Annotated in this window: 11 protein-coding genes and 1 pseudogene; 11 read left to right on the top strand and 1 reads right to left on the bottom strand. The window is 66.0% G+C overall.

What is annotated here, in order from left to right; all coding sequences use genetic code 11:
* Positions 1–239 precede the first annotated feature (239 nt).
* The 10 genes from HV711_RS25940 to HV711_RS25895 all read left to right on the top strand — a co-directional run bounded on the left by HV711_RS25940 (position 240) and on the right by HV711_RS25895 (position 11,075).
* Positions 240–908: a haloacid dehalogenase type II gene (locus HV711_RS25940; protein WP_013591610.1), complete on the top strand. Its 669-nt coding sequence runs from the start codon at positions 240–242 to the stop codon at positions 906–908.
* A gap of 76 nt (positions 909–984) precedes the next feature.
* Positions 985–2,259, top strand: a complete 1,275-nt coding sequence (locus HV711_RS25935) for an NAD(P)/FAD-dependent oxidoreductase (protein WP_035478861.1) — start codon at positions 985–987, stop codon at positions 2,257–2,259.
* A 97-nt stretch (positions 2,260–2,356) separates the two neighbouring features.
* On the top strand, positions 2,357–3,973 hold the full coding sequence (locus HV711_RS25930; RefSeq protein ID WP_035478864.1) for an ABC transporter substrate-binding protein: 1,617 nt from the start codon (positions 2,357–2,359) through the stop codon (positions 3,971–3,973).
* 121 nt (positions 3,974–4,094) lie between these two features.
* A complete protein-coding gene (locus HV711_RS25925) occupies positions 4,095–5,048 on the top strand; it encodes an ABC transporter permease (protein ID WP_013591613.1) in 954 nt (317 codons plus the stop codon).
* A complete protein-coding gene (locus HV711_RS25920; RefSeq protein ID WP_028362536.1) occupies positions 5,045–5,992 on the top strand; it encodes an ABC transporter permease in 948 nt (315 codons plus the stop codon). The genes HV711_RS25925 and HV711_RS25920 overlap by 4 nt, the downstream gene beginning before the upstream one ends.
* The gene (locus tag HV711_RS25915; RefSeq protein ID WP_035478867.1) at positions 5,992–7,836 is read left to right on the top strand and encodes an ABC transporter ATP-binding protein; all 1,845 of its coding nucleotides are present in this window, start codon (positions 5,992–5,994) and stop codon (positions 7,834–7,836) included. Before HV711_RS25920 ends, HV711_RS25915 begins: the two co-directional genes overlap by 1 nt.
* On the top strand, positions 7,833–8,147 hold the full coding sequence (locus tag HV711_RS25910) for a (2Fe-2S)-binding protein (RefSeq protein ID WP_013591616.1): 315 nt from the start codon (positions 7,833–7,835) through the stop codon (positions 8,145–8,147). Before HV711_RS25915 ends, HV711_RS25910 begins: the two co-directional genes overlap by 4 nt.
* On the top strand, positions 8,132–9,511 hold the full coding sequence (locus HV711_RS25905; RefSeq protein WP_035478870.1) for an FAD/NAD(P)-dependent oxidoreductase: 1,380 nt from the start codon (positions 8,132–8,134) through the stop codon (positions 9,509–9,511). The genes HV711_RS25910 and HV711_RS25905 overlap by 16 nt, the downstream gene beginning before the upstream one ends.
* Entirely contained in the window at positions 9,508–10,674 is a 1,167-nt protein-coding gene (locus tag HV711_RS25900; RefSeq protein ID WP_028362540.1) for an NAD(P)/FAD-dependent oxidoreductase, read from the top strand. The genes HV711_RS25905 and HV711_RS25900 overlap by 4 nt, the downstream gene beginning before the upstream one ends.
* Complete coding sequence (locus HV711_RS25895; RefSeq protein WP_013591619.1) at positions 10,671–11,075, top strand: helix-turn-helix domain-containing protein; 405 nt, start codon at positions 10,671–10,673, stop codon at positions 11,073–11,075. Before HV711_RS25900 ends, HV711_RS25895 begins: the two co-directional genes overlap by 4 nt.
* Here the strand turns inward: HV711_RS25895 and prpR are convergent.
* Positions 11,032–13,002, bottom strand: coding sequence for a propionate catabolism operon regulatory protein PrpR (prpR, locus tag HV711_RS25890; RefSeq protein WP_035478873.1), 1,971 nt, complete (start codon positions 13,000–13,002; stop codon positions 11,032–11,034). The genes HV711_RS25895 and prpR overlap by 44 nt on opposite strands.
* Before the next feature lie 227 nt (positions 13,003–13,229).
* Between prpR and HV711_RS25885 the strand changes: the two are divergent.
* Positions 13,230–13,394: pseudogene (locus HV711_RS25885) on the top strand (2-methylcitrate synthase); the annotation flags it as partial.

Genomic DNA, 13,394 nt, shown 5'->3' with positions numbered 1-13,394 from the left:
TTCACGATGCCCGCAAACCCAGACCGGGTAAGGGCGGACAGGGTCGATAAGGGTTTCGCCGGAGCACGGCAGACTGTGCTGCGCAATGGCCTCAAAACGCATGGTTTGTGTCACCGGCAGCGCGCGAATCAGGAACATCTATGTTTTTGCGCTGATTAAATCCTTTACAGGAACAAGCTTTAGTTGCTGTTTTCGCCAATGAGCTCGACGCGAGTTCACCACCCCGATAGGACTGCACCATGATCGAATTCGAACCGAAATACATCACCTTCGACTGCTACGGCACGCTGACCCGCTTCCGCATGGCCGAGATGACGCGCGAGCAGTACGGCCACCTCCTGAAGGCCGACGACCTGGAAAAACTGGTCGCTTTCTACGCGGGCTATCGTCGCGACGAAGTGCTGGGTGCATGGAAGCCGTATCGCGAGGTGGTGGTCAATGCGCTGCGCCGTGCCTGCGCGCGCCTGAACGTCGAATTCAACGAAGCCGGCGCGCAACAGATCTACGAAGCCGTGCCGACGTGGGGCCCGCATCCCGACGTGCCGGAAGGTCTGTCGCGTCTTGCGAAGAAGTACAAGCTGGTGATTCTGTCGAATGCGTCGAACGACCAGATCCAGAGCAACGTGGACAAGCTCGGCGCGCCGTTCCATGCCGTTTTCACCGCCGAGCAGGCGCAATCGTACAAGCCGCGCATGCAAGGCTTCGAGTACATGTTCGACAAGCTCAACTGCAATCCGGAAGACGTGCTGCACGTGTCGTCGAGCCTGCGCTACGACCTGATGACGGTGCACGACATGGGCGTCAAGCACAAGGCCTTCATCAACCGCGGCCATGAACCGTCGACGCCGTATTACCAGTACTACGAAGTGAACGACATTCCGCAACTGGCCGCCGAACTCGGCCTGTAACGCGGCTGGCAAGCCGACCTGTAAGCGCTCGACGGGCACGCCGTCGCCGGCCCCTGCAACCATGGACATGCACAGGATGAAGCTCGATTCCTACTGGCTCGACACCGCGCCGCCGTTCGCCGCGGCCTGCGAAGGTCCGGTTGACGGCCACGCCGACGTGGTGGTGATCGGCGCGGGCTTCACCGGCTTGTCGGCGGCTCAGGCGCTCGGCAAGCGCGGCGCGTCCGTCACGGTGGTGGACGCGGGGCGTGTGGGCGGCGGTGCCTCGGGCCGCAATGGCGGCCAGGTGAACACGGGCGTGGCGCAAGACTTCGCCGCGCTCGCTGCGCAACTGGGTATCGAGCGCGCGAGCGCGTGTTATCGCGCGTATTCGGACGCGGTCGATACGGTGGAGCGGCTGATCGGCGAAGAGCAGATCGACTGCGATTACGTCGCGACCGGCAAGCTGAAGCTGGCGTCGAAGCCGCATCATCTCGCGCATCTGGAGAAGACCGCGGAACTCATTCGCCGCACGGTCGACACCGACATCGAGCTGATCGACGGCGAACGCATTCGCGGCGAGGTGCAGTCGGACAGCTTTTACGGCGGCCTGCTGCAACGTCATGGCGGCCAGATGCATATGGGCAGGTTCGCGGTCGGACTCGCCGAAGCCGCGGTCCGGCGCGGCGCGAAGCTGTATGAACACGCGGCCGTTACGTCGATCGTGAAAGAGAGCGGCGCACACCGCGTGATCACCACGCGCGGGGAAGTGCGCGCGAAGCAGGTGTTGATCGCAACCGGACCTTCGCGGCACGGACCGTTCGGCTGGTACCGGCGGCGCCTTGCGCCGGTCGGCTCGTTCATCGTCGTGACGGAGCCGCTCGCGCCCGCATTGCTCGCGCAGTTGCTGCCGAAGCGGCGCGCCTACACGACCACGCGCCTCATGCACAACTATTTCCGCGTGACGCCGGATTCGCGCCTGCTGTTCGGCGGCCGCGCGCGCTTCACGGCCTCCGAACGGCCTTCGGACGCCAGGAGCGGGCGCATCTTGCAGCAGGGTCTTGCCGCGATGTTTCCGACGCTCGCCACGGCGCGCATCGACTATTGCTGGGGCGGCCTCGTCGACATCAGCGCGGATCGCCTGCCGCATGCCGGGCAGCACGACGGCCTCTATTTTTCGATGGGCTACAGCGGCCACGGCACGCAGATGTCCACGCACATGGGCCAGGTGATGGCCGATGTGATGGACGGCCGCGCGGATCGCAACCCATGGGACGAGTCCGAGTGGGCAGCCATTCCGGGACACACCGGTAAGCCCTGGTTCCTGCCGCTCGTGGGCACGTATTACCGTATCAAGGACATTTTCTACTGAAGTCCCGCTGTTGCATCCGTCGTTGCAGTGCCGCTGTTGCAGTCGCCGATCAACCCCACGCAGCCCTCACAACTGCCCATCCTCGCGGAGAAGTTCGATGAATAAGGAAAACTCACCACATGGCGCTCATGACCTCGGCGACCGGCTCGAGCAAATGACAGCGAAAGGCGCCTCGCGGCGCGACGTGCTGCGCGCGATGGCCGCGGCCGGGATGATGTCGATGACGGGCACGGGTCTGCTCGCGGCCAGCGGCGCGGCGTTCGCGCAAGCCAGGCCGAAGCAGGGCGGCAAGATTCGCGTGGCGACGCAGTCGGCTTCCGCAGCCGACACGCTCGATCCCGCGAAGGGCGCGCTCAGCACCGACTACGTGCGCTGCAACATGTTCTACAACGGCTTGACCGAGCTCGACTCGCACCTCGGCGCGAAGATGGCGCTGGCCGAATCGATCGACACCAAGGACGCGACCGTGTGGGTCGTGAAGCTGCGCAGCGGCGTGCAGTTCCACGACGGCAAGTCGCTCGCGCCCGCCGACGTGGTCTATTCGATCATGCGCCATAAGGACCCGGCGACGGCTTCGAAGGCAAAGACCATTGCCGATCAGGTGAAGGAAGTGAAGGCCACCGGCCCGAACGAAGTGACCATCACGCTCGAAGGCGCGAATGCCGACCTGCCGGTGATTCTGGCCACGTCGCACTTCCTCATCATCAAGGACGGCACGAGCGATTTCAAAACGGCCGTGGGCACGGGTCCGTACAAGCTCAAGGAATTCTCGCCGGGCGTGCGCACGGTCGGCGTGAGAAACGACAAGTACTGGAAGCCGGGCATGCCGTATCTCGACGAGATCGAGCTGATCGGTATCGGCGACGAATCGGCGCGCGTGAACGCCTTGCTTTCGGGCGACGTGCAACTGATCAACGGCCTCACGCCGAATTCCGCTGAACGCCTGAAGACGGCGCCGGGTTTCAAGGTGCTCGAAACGAAGACGGGCGGCTACACGGACCTGATTGTCCGCGACGAGGGCGGCCTCACCGGCAACGACGATTTCCGCCGCGGCATGATGTACCTGCTGGACCGCGAGCAGATCCGCCGCTCGGTGTTTCGCGGCTACGGCGCGATCGGCAACGATCAGCCGATCGACCCGACCAACAAGTACTATCTCGCCGGCCTGCCGCAACGCGCGTTCGATCCCGACAAGGCCAAGTTCTATTTCCAGAAGGCCAAGCTCGGCTCGACGCCGCTGCAGGTCTATGCGTCGCCGGCAGCCGACGGGTCCGTCGAAATGGCCATGCTGCTGCAACAGGCGGCGCCGCGCGCGGGCCTCAATCTGCAGGTGAGCCGCGTGCCCGCTGACGGCTACTGGTCCAATCACTGGATGAAGCATCCGCTCGGCTTCGGCAACATCAATGCGCGCCCGAGCGCGGACGTGCTCTTCACGCAGTTCTTCAAATCCGACGCACCGTGGAACGAGGCCAACTGGAAGAACCCGAAATTCGACCAGATGCTCGTGGCCGCACGCGGCGAACCGGACGACGGGAAGCGCAAAAAGATCTACGGCGACATGCAGGTGCTCGTGCACGAAAACGGCGGCATCGGTATTCCGCTCTTTCATAGCTCGCTCGACGGCTATACGAGTAAGCTGAAGGGACTCGGTTCGATCCCGCTTGCCGGTCTGATGGGTTTTGCCTTCGCGGAAAACGTCTGGCTAGAGGCGTAACGTGAAGTGAAGGCGCTTCGGCTCGCCGGGTCGGAGCGCCAGTCCCCGCAATACGCGTAATACATGCACTGGCGCGCCGCTTCGACGCGGCGCGCATGCTTCAAGAAGGAGGCGACTTTCAATGAAAGCACACGCGCAACGACTCATCGCCGCGCGCCTCGGCCTCGCGCTGCTCACGCTGCTGCTGGTGTCGGCCATCGTGTTCGGCGTGACGGGGCTGCTTCCCGGCGACGCCGCGCAGCAGGCGCTCGGTCAGGCGGCCACGCCCGAGGCCGTCGCCGCATTGCGGCACCAGTTCGGGCTCGATCAACCGGCGCTGCAACGCTACGGCGAATGGCTCCTTCATATCGTCACCGGCAACTTCGGCACGTCGATGTCGAACAATCTGCCCGTCAGCGAGCTGATCGCTACGCGCCTGCCGAACTCGCTCGTGCTTGCCGGCTTGACCGCGGTGGTGTCGGTGCCGATCGCGCTTCTGATCGGCATTACGTCCGCGATGTTTCGCGGCTCGCTGCTCGATCGCGTGCTCAACGTGCTGACGCTTTCGACGGTGGCGGTGCCCGAGTTTCTCGTCGCGACCATCGCGGTGCTGATCTTTGCGGTCAAGCTGCGCTGGCTGCCGGCGCTGTCATATCTGTCCGAGGTGAATTCGTTCGGCGCGCTGCTGCGTATCTACGCGATGCCGGTCATGACGCTGTGCTGCGTGATCGTCGCGCAGATGGCGCGCATGACGCGCGCCGCGGTGCTCGACCAGTTGAACTCGTCGTATGTGGAAATGGCCATCCTCAAGGGTGCCTCACCGGTGCGCGTGGTGTTGCGCCATGTGCTGCCCAACACCGTCGGGCCGATTGCCAACGCGGTCGCGCTGAGCCTGTCGTATCTGTTCGGCGGCGTGGTGATCGTGGAATCCATCTTCAACTATCCGGGCCTTGCGAGCCTGATGGTCGACGCCGTGACGAACCGCGACATGCCGCTCGTGCAAGGCTGCGTGATGGTGTTCTGCGCCGCGTATCTCGCGCTCGTGCTGATCGCGGACCTGTGTCAAATCGTATCCAACCCGAGGCTGCGTCGATGATTAGCCGACCTACCCACCCCCCCGTCCCGCACGCGGGCACCGAACTGTACGACGTGAGCCGCGACGAGGCCGTCGCCGAAGCGCCGGTTGTCGATACTTCGCCCGTTCGCCTGAACACGCTGCAACGGCTCGTGCAGCGCTTTTCCGTGCTCGGCCTGCTCGGCCTCGTGATCGTGCTGTTCTGGCTGCTGGTCGCGTTCGTCGGGCCGCTCGTCGCGCCGTACAAAGGCGGTGCGCTGACCTCCACGGAAATTTTCGGCCGTTACAGCGCGGCGTATCCGCTCGGCACCGACTATCTCGGCCGCGACATGTTGAGCCGGATTCTCTACGGCGCGCGCTACACGGTCGGCCTCGCGCTCGCGGCGGCCATGCTCGCGAGCACCGTCGGCACATTCTTCGGACTGCTTGCGGCAGTCTCGGGCAGATGGGTTGACGAGGGGCTGAGCCGCCTGTTCGATGCGCTCATCTCCATTCCGAGCAAGGTGCTCGCGCTCGTCGTGATCGCCGCATTCGGTTCGTCGATCCCGATGCTCACGACGGTCGCGGCGCTTGCCTACATTCCCGGCGCATTCCGCATCTCGCGTTCCCTCGCATTGAATCTGATGGGACTCGAATACGTGCAGGTCGCCCGCGCCCGCGGCGAAGGGTTGCTGTACATCGCGCGTGTCGAGGTCTTGCCGAACATGATTCACCCGATGCTCGCAGATTTCGGCCTGCGCTTCGTGTTCATCGTGCTGTTGCTGAGCGGCCTGAGCTTCCTCGGTCTCGGCGTGCAGCCGCCGAATGCGGACTGGGGCTCGCTCGTGCGCGAGAACATCGGCGGCCTGTCCGAAGGCGCGCCTGCCGTGTTGATGCCGGCCGTCGCGATCGCCACGCTCACCATCGGCATGAACCTGCTGATCGACAACTTGCGGCGTCGCAGCCGTAGCCACGGAGACGCATGATGGCCGAGCACGACATGATTGAAGTAAAGGGGCTGCGTGTCGTCGCGGGCGCGGCGCACGGGCCGGTGACGGAGATCGTCAAGGGCGTCGACTTTTCGGTGAAGAAGGGCGAGGTGCTCGCGCTGATCGGCGAATCGGGTTCAGGCAAGACGACCATCGCGTTGTCGCTGCTCGGCTATGCGCGTGCGGGCTGCTCGATCAGCGGCGGCTCGGTACGAATCGGCGACGTGGATGTGCTTGCACTCGATGCGCAAGGCCGCCGCGCGTTGCGCGCGCGCACCGTCGCGTATGTCGCGCAGAGTGCGGCCGCGGGCTTCAATCCGGCGCGCACGATCATGGATCAGGTGACGGAGCCCGCGCTGCTGCATCAGTTGATGAGCAAGGAAGCCGCACGCACCAAGGCGATCGGCCTCTTTCGCGCGCTTGCGCTGCCCGCGCCGGAGACGATCGGCGAGCGCTATCCGCATCAGGTGTCCGGCGGCCAACTGCAGCGTTTGATGGCGGCGATGGCGTTGATCACCGACCCGGCTGTCGTCGTGTTCGACGAACCGACCACCGCGCTCGACGTGACCACGCAGATCGAAGTGCTCGCGGCGTTCAAGAAGGTGGTGCGCGAACTCGGCACGACAGCCGTGTATGTGTCGCACGATCTGGCCGTCGTCGCGCAGATGGCCGACCGCATCGTCGTGCTCAACGGCGGCGCGGTGAAGGAAAACGGCGCGGTCGCGCAGGTGCTCGATGCGCCGGTGGATGCCTACACGCGCCAGTTGCTGGCCGCGACGCGCCGCCCGGAGGCATCGTTCGGTGTACCAAAGGACGGCGCCGAACCCGTGCCGCCGCTCCTCGAAATCCGCGGACTGTCGGCGGGCTATGGCCGCATCGACCGTAACGGCGTGCCCGCCGTGCGCGTGCTCGACGACGTGAGTCTCACCATCCCGCGCGGCAGCGCGCTCGGCGTGATCGGCGAATCGGGTTCGGGCAAGACGACACTGGCGCGCGTGGTGGCGGGTCTCGTCGACCGGGCGCGCGGCGAAGTGCTGTTCAACGGCGAGCCGTTGCCCGCGCAACTATCCGGCCGCACGCCCGAGCAGTACCGGCAGATTCAGATCGTGTTCCAGAACGCCGATACCGCGCTGAACCCGAGTCATTCGATCGCGGATATTCTCGCCCGGCCGCTCGCGTTCTATCACCATCTGCGCGGCGCGGCCGCGAAGAAGCGCATGCTCGCGCTGCTCGATCTGGTCAAGCTGCCGGCCTCCATTGCGACGCGCACGCCGGCTGGGCTCTCCGGCGGCCAGAAGCAGCGCGTGAACCTGGCGCGCGCGCTCGCCGCCGATCCCGCGCTGATTCTCTGCGACGAGGTGACGTCCGCGCTCGATACGGTGGTCGGCGCCGCGATCCTCGATCTGCTCGCCGAATTGCGCCGCGAGCTGGGCGTGTCGTACATGTTCATCAGCCACGATATTTCGACTGTGCGCGCAATTTGCGACGAAGTCATCGTGCTATACGCAGGCCAGCGCGTGGAAGCGGGACAGCGCGACGTGCTCGCCGCGCCGCCGTATCACCCCTACACGGGCTTGCTGGTCGATTCGGTGCCCGAACTGAAACCCGGCTGGCTCGACGCACGCCGGCACGTCGCCGCGTGCGCATTGCCCGCGATGGGCGAGAGCGCCGCCGTGCCCGAGCTGTGTTCCTTCCGCGCGCGTTGTCCGGTGCGTATCGACGGCGTATGCAACGTCACGCCGCCCTCGCTGAAGAAGCTGCCTTCCGGCGCGGAGATTCTGTGCCATCACTCGGCGGCGGAGCTGAGCCGGTTGCAGAATCTGGAGACGATCCCCGCATGAACCAGCGATTTGCGCGGCTCGCGGAAACGGGTCGCAAGACTTTTCCGATCACCGTCGACGGCGTGACGCGCGAGGCCGCCGAAGGCGACACGCTGATGGTCGCGCTGCTCACGAGCGGCAGCACGCTGCGCGATTCCGAATTCGGCGACGGCCGCCGCGCCGGCTTCTGCCTGATGGGCGCGTGCCAGGACTGCTGGGTCTGGACTGCGCAAGGCGAGCGCCTGCGCGCCTGCAGCACGCCGGCTGCGCCGGGCATGTCGATCGTGACGAGACTCGCCGATGCGGGGGAGGGCGTATGGCCACGCGCGTAATCATCGTCGGCGCGGGGCCTGCCGGAGTGCGCGCGGCACAGGCCTGCGTCGAGGCGGGCCTGCGCCCCACGGTGATCGACGAAGGCCGGCGCGACGGCGGCCAGATTTACCGCCGTCAACCGGACGGCTTTTCGCGCAGCTACGACACGCTGTACGGCACGGAGGCGGCGCGCGCGGCTGCGTTGCATCAGAGCTTCGACGTGCTGAAGGGCCGCATCGACTATCGGCCGGAAACGCTTGTGTGGAATATTTCGGCGAACGAAGTACACACGGTCAGCGGGACGCGCTACGGCACGCTGCCGTTCGACGCGCTGATCATTTGCAGCGGCGCGACCGACCGGCTCATGCCGGTGAGAGGCTGGCATCAGGCGGGCACCTACAGCCTGGGCGGCGCACAGGTGGCACTCAAATCGCAGGGCTGCGCGATCGGCTCGCGCATCGTCATGATGGGCAGCGGGCCGCTGCTCTATCTCGTGTCCGCGCAATACGTGAAGGCGGGCGCGCAGATCGCCGCCGTGCTTGACACGTCCAGGTTCATGCAGCGCCTGACCGCGCTGCCGCGTCTCCTCGCCCTTCCTGCCGTGCTGAAAAAAGGCCTTGCGTTGACGCGTGTGCTGTCGAAAGCGCGCGTGCCGGTTTATAGAGGCGTGCAGCCGCTCGAGATAAAGGGCTCGCCGGAAACGGGCGTGAGCGGCGTGAAAGTCGCGTTGCCTCGCGGCAAACGCCTGGAATTCCCCTGCGATGCGGTCACGCTCGGCTATCACTTGCGCCCTGAAACGCAGCTCGCAGATCTCGCCGGCTGTGGCTTCATTTTCGACGACGATACAAAGCAGTGGCTTCCCGCCATCGACGGCGACGGCCGCAGCAGCGTAAAGGGCGTGTATCTGGCCGGCGACGGCGCGCGCGTGCGCGGCGCCGACGCTGCCGAACGTGCGGGCCGCCTCGCGGCGCTTGCCGCGCTGCAGGACCACGGCGTGCAAGCGGCCGGCATCGGCGATATGGACGGTTTGCGAGCCGAGCTCGCGCGCTTTTCGCGCTTTGCCGCGGGCTTGCGCGAGGCGTTTCCATGGCCGGCGAAGTTCGCGGCGGCCCTGCCCGACGAAACGATTGTCTGCCGCTGCGAAGCGATCACGGCAGGCGAACTGCGCCGCGTCGTTCGCGAAGCCGGTGCCACGGAAGCCAACCGCGCGAAGGCGTTTTCGCGCGTCGGCATGGGCCGTTGCCAGGGACGTTATTGTGGTCATGCGGGCGCGGAAGTCATCGCGGCGGCGGCGTGCGTGCCGCTTGCTTCCGTGGGACGGCTGCGCGGTCAGGCGCCCGTCAAGCCGCTGCCCGTTGCGCTCACCGAGGAGGTCACGCAATGAGCGCGGCGCGCAACGAAGCCGACGTCATCGTGATCGGCGGCGGCATCATGGGCACGACGACCGCGTTTTTTCTGCGCGGGCGCAATCGCTCGGTCATCCTGCTTGAGCGCGGGCTCACCGGACAGCAGGCGAGCGGCGTTAATTTCGGCGGCATTCGGCGTCAGGGGCGCGCGCTGCCGCAGCTTGCCATGGCCAATCGCGCGCTGCGCACCTGGCAGCGTTCGGCGGAACTGCTCGGCGAGGACGTGGAGTTCCTGCCGGTCGGCCATACGCGCGTGTGCTATCACGAGAAGGACGTCGAGCATTTCGAGCAGTATGCGATCGACGCGCGCGCTTACGGGCTCGAGCTCGAAGTGCTGCATGGCAAGGCTATGTTCGAGCGCTTCCCGTTTCTCGGACGCGAAGTGCTGGCGGCGTCCATTTCGCCGCTCGACGGCCACGCGAATCCGCGCCTCGCCGCGCCCGCGTTCGGACGCGCGGCGGCGCGGCTCGGCGCGCAGGTGATCGAGAATACAGAGATCGTGCACGTCGAAAAAGACGGCGACCGCTTTCGCGTGGAGAGCGCGCGCGGCGACGTGTACCGCGCGGCACAACTGGTGATCTGCGCGGGCGCGTGGGCCACGCGCCTCACCGAACAGTTCGGCGAAGGCGCGCCGCTTGCCGTGAGCGGGCCGCAAATGTGTGTGACCGAGCCGGTGCCGTACATTTTCAAATCGTCGATGGGCGTGTTTACGTCCATCAAGCAGGAGAGCATTTACTTCCGGCAGATTCCGCGCGGCAACATCATCGTCGGCGGCGGGCCTGCGGGGCCGGCCGATGCTGCGACGAGCCGCGCGTCGGTGCTGCCCCACAACACCGTGCGCCAGCTTGCGCAAATGCGCCGGCTCGTGCCCGCGCTCGCGCCGCTGCATGTGATTCGCGTGTGGAGCGGTGTCGAAAGTTATCTGCCCGATAGCGAACCAGTGATCGGTCCGAGCAGCAAGGTGGATGGGCTCTTCTATGCGTTCGGCTTCAGCGGCTCCGGTTTTCAGATCGGTCCGGGCGTGGGCGAGACGTTGGCGGAGCTCGTCGATAGAGGCAGCACGCCGATTTCGCTCGACCGATTTTCCATTCAGCGTTTTGCCAAAGAGGCGGCGCCCCGCCCGAGCATCGTGACGTCATGAAACAGTCCATCAGCCTCAATGCCGCGCGGGCTTTTATCGAAGCGCATTTCAACGAGCCCGTGACCCTCGCTCAACTCGCGGCGCTGTCCGCGCTCAGCGTGTCGCGTTTCGCGACCGTGTTCCGGCAGCAATACGGCTCCTCGCCGTATCGCTATTTGTGCGGCGTGCGCATTCAGCGGGCGCAGACGCTGCTGCTCGAAGGCGTGCCCGGCTCCGTGGTCGCGACCGAGGTCGGCTTCTTCGACCAGAGCCATTTCGGCAGGCATTTCAAGCGATGCTGCGGCATGACGCCGAGCATGTTCATCGCGCGCGCGGCGGCCAATGCCGGCAAGCATGGCGCAGCCGCCGTGAAGAAGACTAACGCGCCGCGTTCAGCTTCCGCCATAACGTCGTCTTGCTGATGCCGAGCGCGTCGCACACCGCATCGCGGTCGCCGTCATGCGCGGCGAGCGCGGCACGGATCTCGTCGGCTTCCACATGACGGCTGCGCTCGCGTAGTGTCAATGCGGCTTTCTTCGCCCGCGAGTGCGGCGGCTCCGCGATTTCCGGCGCGATGCTGCGCAACATGTCTCGCGTGATGAGCGCTTCGCTGCCGGTTTCCGGGTCGGCGTCCGTCTCCATCTCCGCCAGCTCCACGGCAATCCGTTCGATCACGTTTTGTAACTCGCGCACATTGCCCGGCCATGCGTAACGCTGCAACGGCTCGGCGAGCGCGGCGAGAACGCGTTCGGCGGCAGCGGCGTCGGGCAGTCGCGCGGCGAGTCTCGGCTCGCGTGCCGCGGCTTGCAGGAGCAATTCGACGGCGAGCGGCAGCAGATCCGTTGGACGCTCGCGCAGCGGCGGCAGCGCAATGCTCAAAATGTTGAGCCGGTAGTAGAGATCGGCGCGAAAGCGGCCCGCTTCGATCCCCTCGGTCAGCGCGCGATGTGTCGCGGCGATCACGCGAATGTCGACGCGCGTCGGTTCCGTCGAGCCGAGCCGCACGACTTCGCGCTCCTGCAACACGCGCAGCAAACGGCTTTGCAATGACAGCGGCATCTCGCCGATTTCGTCGAGAAACAGGGTGCCGCGATGCGCGACTTCGATCAGCCCCGCCTTGCCGCCTTTGCGCGCGCCGGTGAACGCGCCTTCTTCGTAGCCGAACAGTTCGCTTTCCAGCAAGGCCTCCGGAAACGCGCCGCAATTGATCGCGACGAACGCGAAGTCGCGCCGCGCGCTCAACTGATGCATGCTCTGCGCGACCATTTCCTTGCCGGTGCCGCTCTCGCCGAGAATCAGCACGGTCGCGTCGGACCTCGCGTAACGCTGCACGAGCGCGCGCACGCGTTGCATGGGTTCGGAGGCGCCCACCATTTCTTCCAGCCGGTAACGCGCGCTGAACTGCTGCACGCGCTGACGCGAGCGCAGCGTCCGGTCGAGCCGCTCGACCGCGCGCGACTCCTGAAACGTCAACACGGTGCCCGCCGCCGCGCCGCCGCTCGCAAGCGGTCCGCGATGCACGACGTAGCTCGCGCCGCGCACGGTGCAGAACGCGTCGCCGTCCGAGTCGGGCAGGCTGCCGGCGAGATCCGGCGCGAGTTCGAGCAGCGCCCGGCCGGCTGCATTCGCCGCGTCGATGCCGAGCACGGCGGCAAGGCGCTGGTTCATCGCCTCGACGCGTCCTTCGGCGTCGAGCGCGACGACGCCGTCACGCAGATGTTGCAGCAGATTGTCGAGCCGCTGCCGGCGTAGCGTTTCGCGCCGCGTGGCCTGCGCAACTTCGAGCGCGGTCTCGAAGCCGGCGCGCACCGAAGCGCGTGAGTACAGGAACACCGCGCCCATGCCGGCGTTCGCGGCGAGGTCGGTGACGAGTCCGGGGCCGACCACCACGTCGATGCCGCGATCGCGCAGGTCCAGCACGACGCTCTCCGCGTCCTGCGCGGATTGGTGCGAGGCGAACGTCACGTCGAGCCCGAATGCGGCGACGAAACGGCGCACTTCGTCGGGCGTGTCGCCGTGCATGACCAGCGCGACCTTCGCGCCGTCGCGGCGGGCGCGGGCGAGCGCATGCATCACGTCGAAACCCGTTGGGGTGATCATGACGACCGGCACGGCGACGCGCGTCTTCAGATACGCGCCGTTCGAGCCGCCGGCAATGACGACGTCGGGGCGTCCCGCGCCGGCGGCTTCGATTTCGCGGACGGCGTCTTCGAAGCCTCGCGCGACAATGCGCAAATCGGCGCGCTCCCCATATTCGCCGGCGATGTCGAGAAAGAGATCGCGCAGGCGGCTGATGCTGAGCGCCCAGATGCGCGGGCGCGGGGCGGCGTCGAACGGTGGGGTGCTCACGGTTGCAACTCGCGAAAGGGTGTGTGCGAAGGTGAAGGTCCGCGTATTATGCGCGCTTGCGTTTCAAAAATGAAATGCGGCCATTTCGCTTGTGAAACGGCGACGGCCAGGGTGCACAGAACTCGTTTGCCAAATCAGGCACTTAGCGTATGCCAGCAGCGGTGGCCCATTCCTTGCGTTTAAGGCCGCGGTCAACCCAACCCCCCAAAGCATCTGGAGACACACCGATGAGCGAAGCAGACAACAGCGCGAACACGGCAAACGCAGGCGCGTTCAAACCGAAAAAGTCCGTCGCGCTGTCCGGCGTGACCGCGGGCAACACGGCGCTGTGCACCGTCGGCAAGACCGGCAACGACCTGCACTATCGCGGCTACGACATTCTCGACATCGCC

This window comes from Paraburkholderia phenoliruptrix (genome assembly GCF_902859825.1).
GTDB classification, from domain to species: Bacteria; Pseudomonadota; Gammaproteobacteria; order Burkholderiales; family Burkholderiaceae; genus Paraburkholderia; species Paraburkholderia phenoliruptrix.
This window is presented reverse-complemented; position numbering and strand designations above follow the sequence as displayed.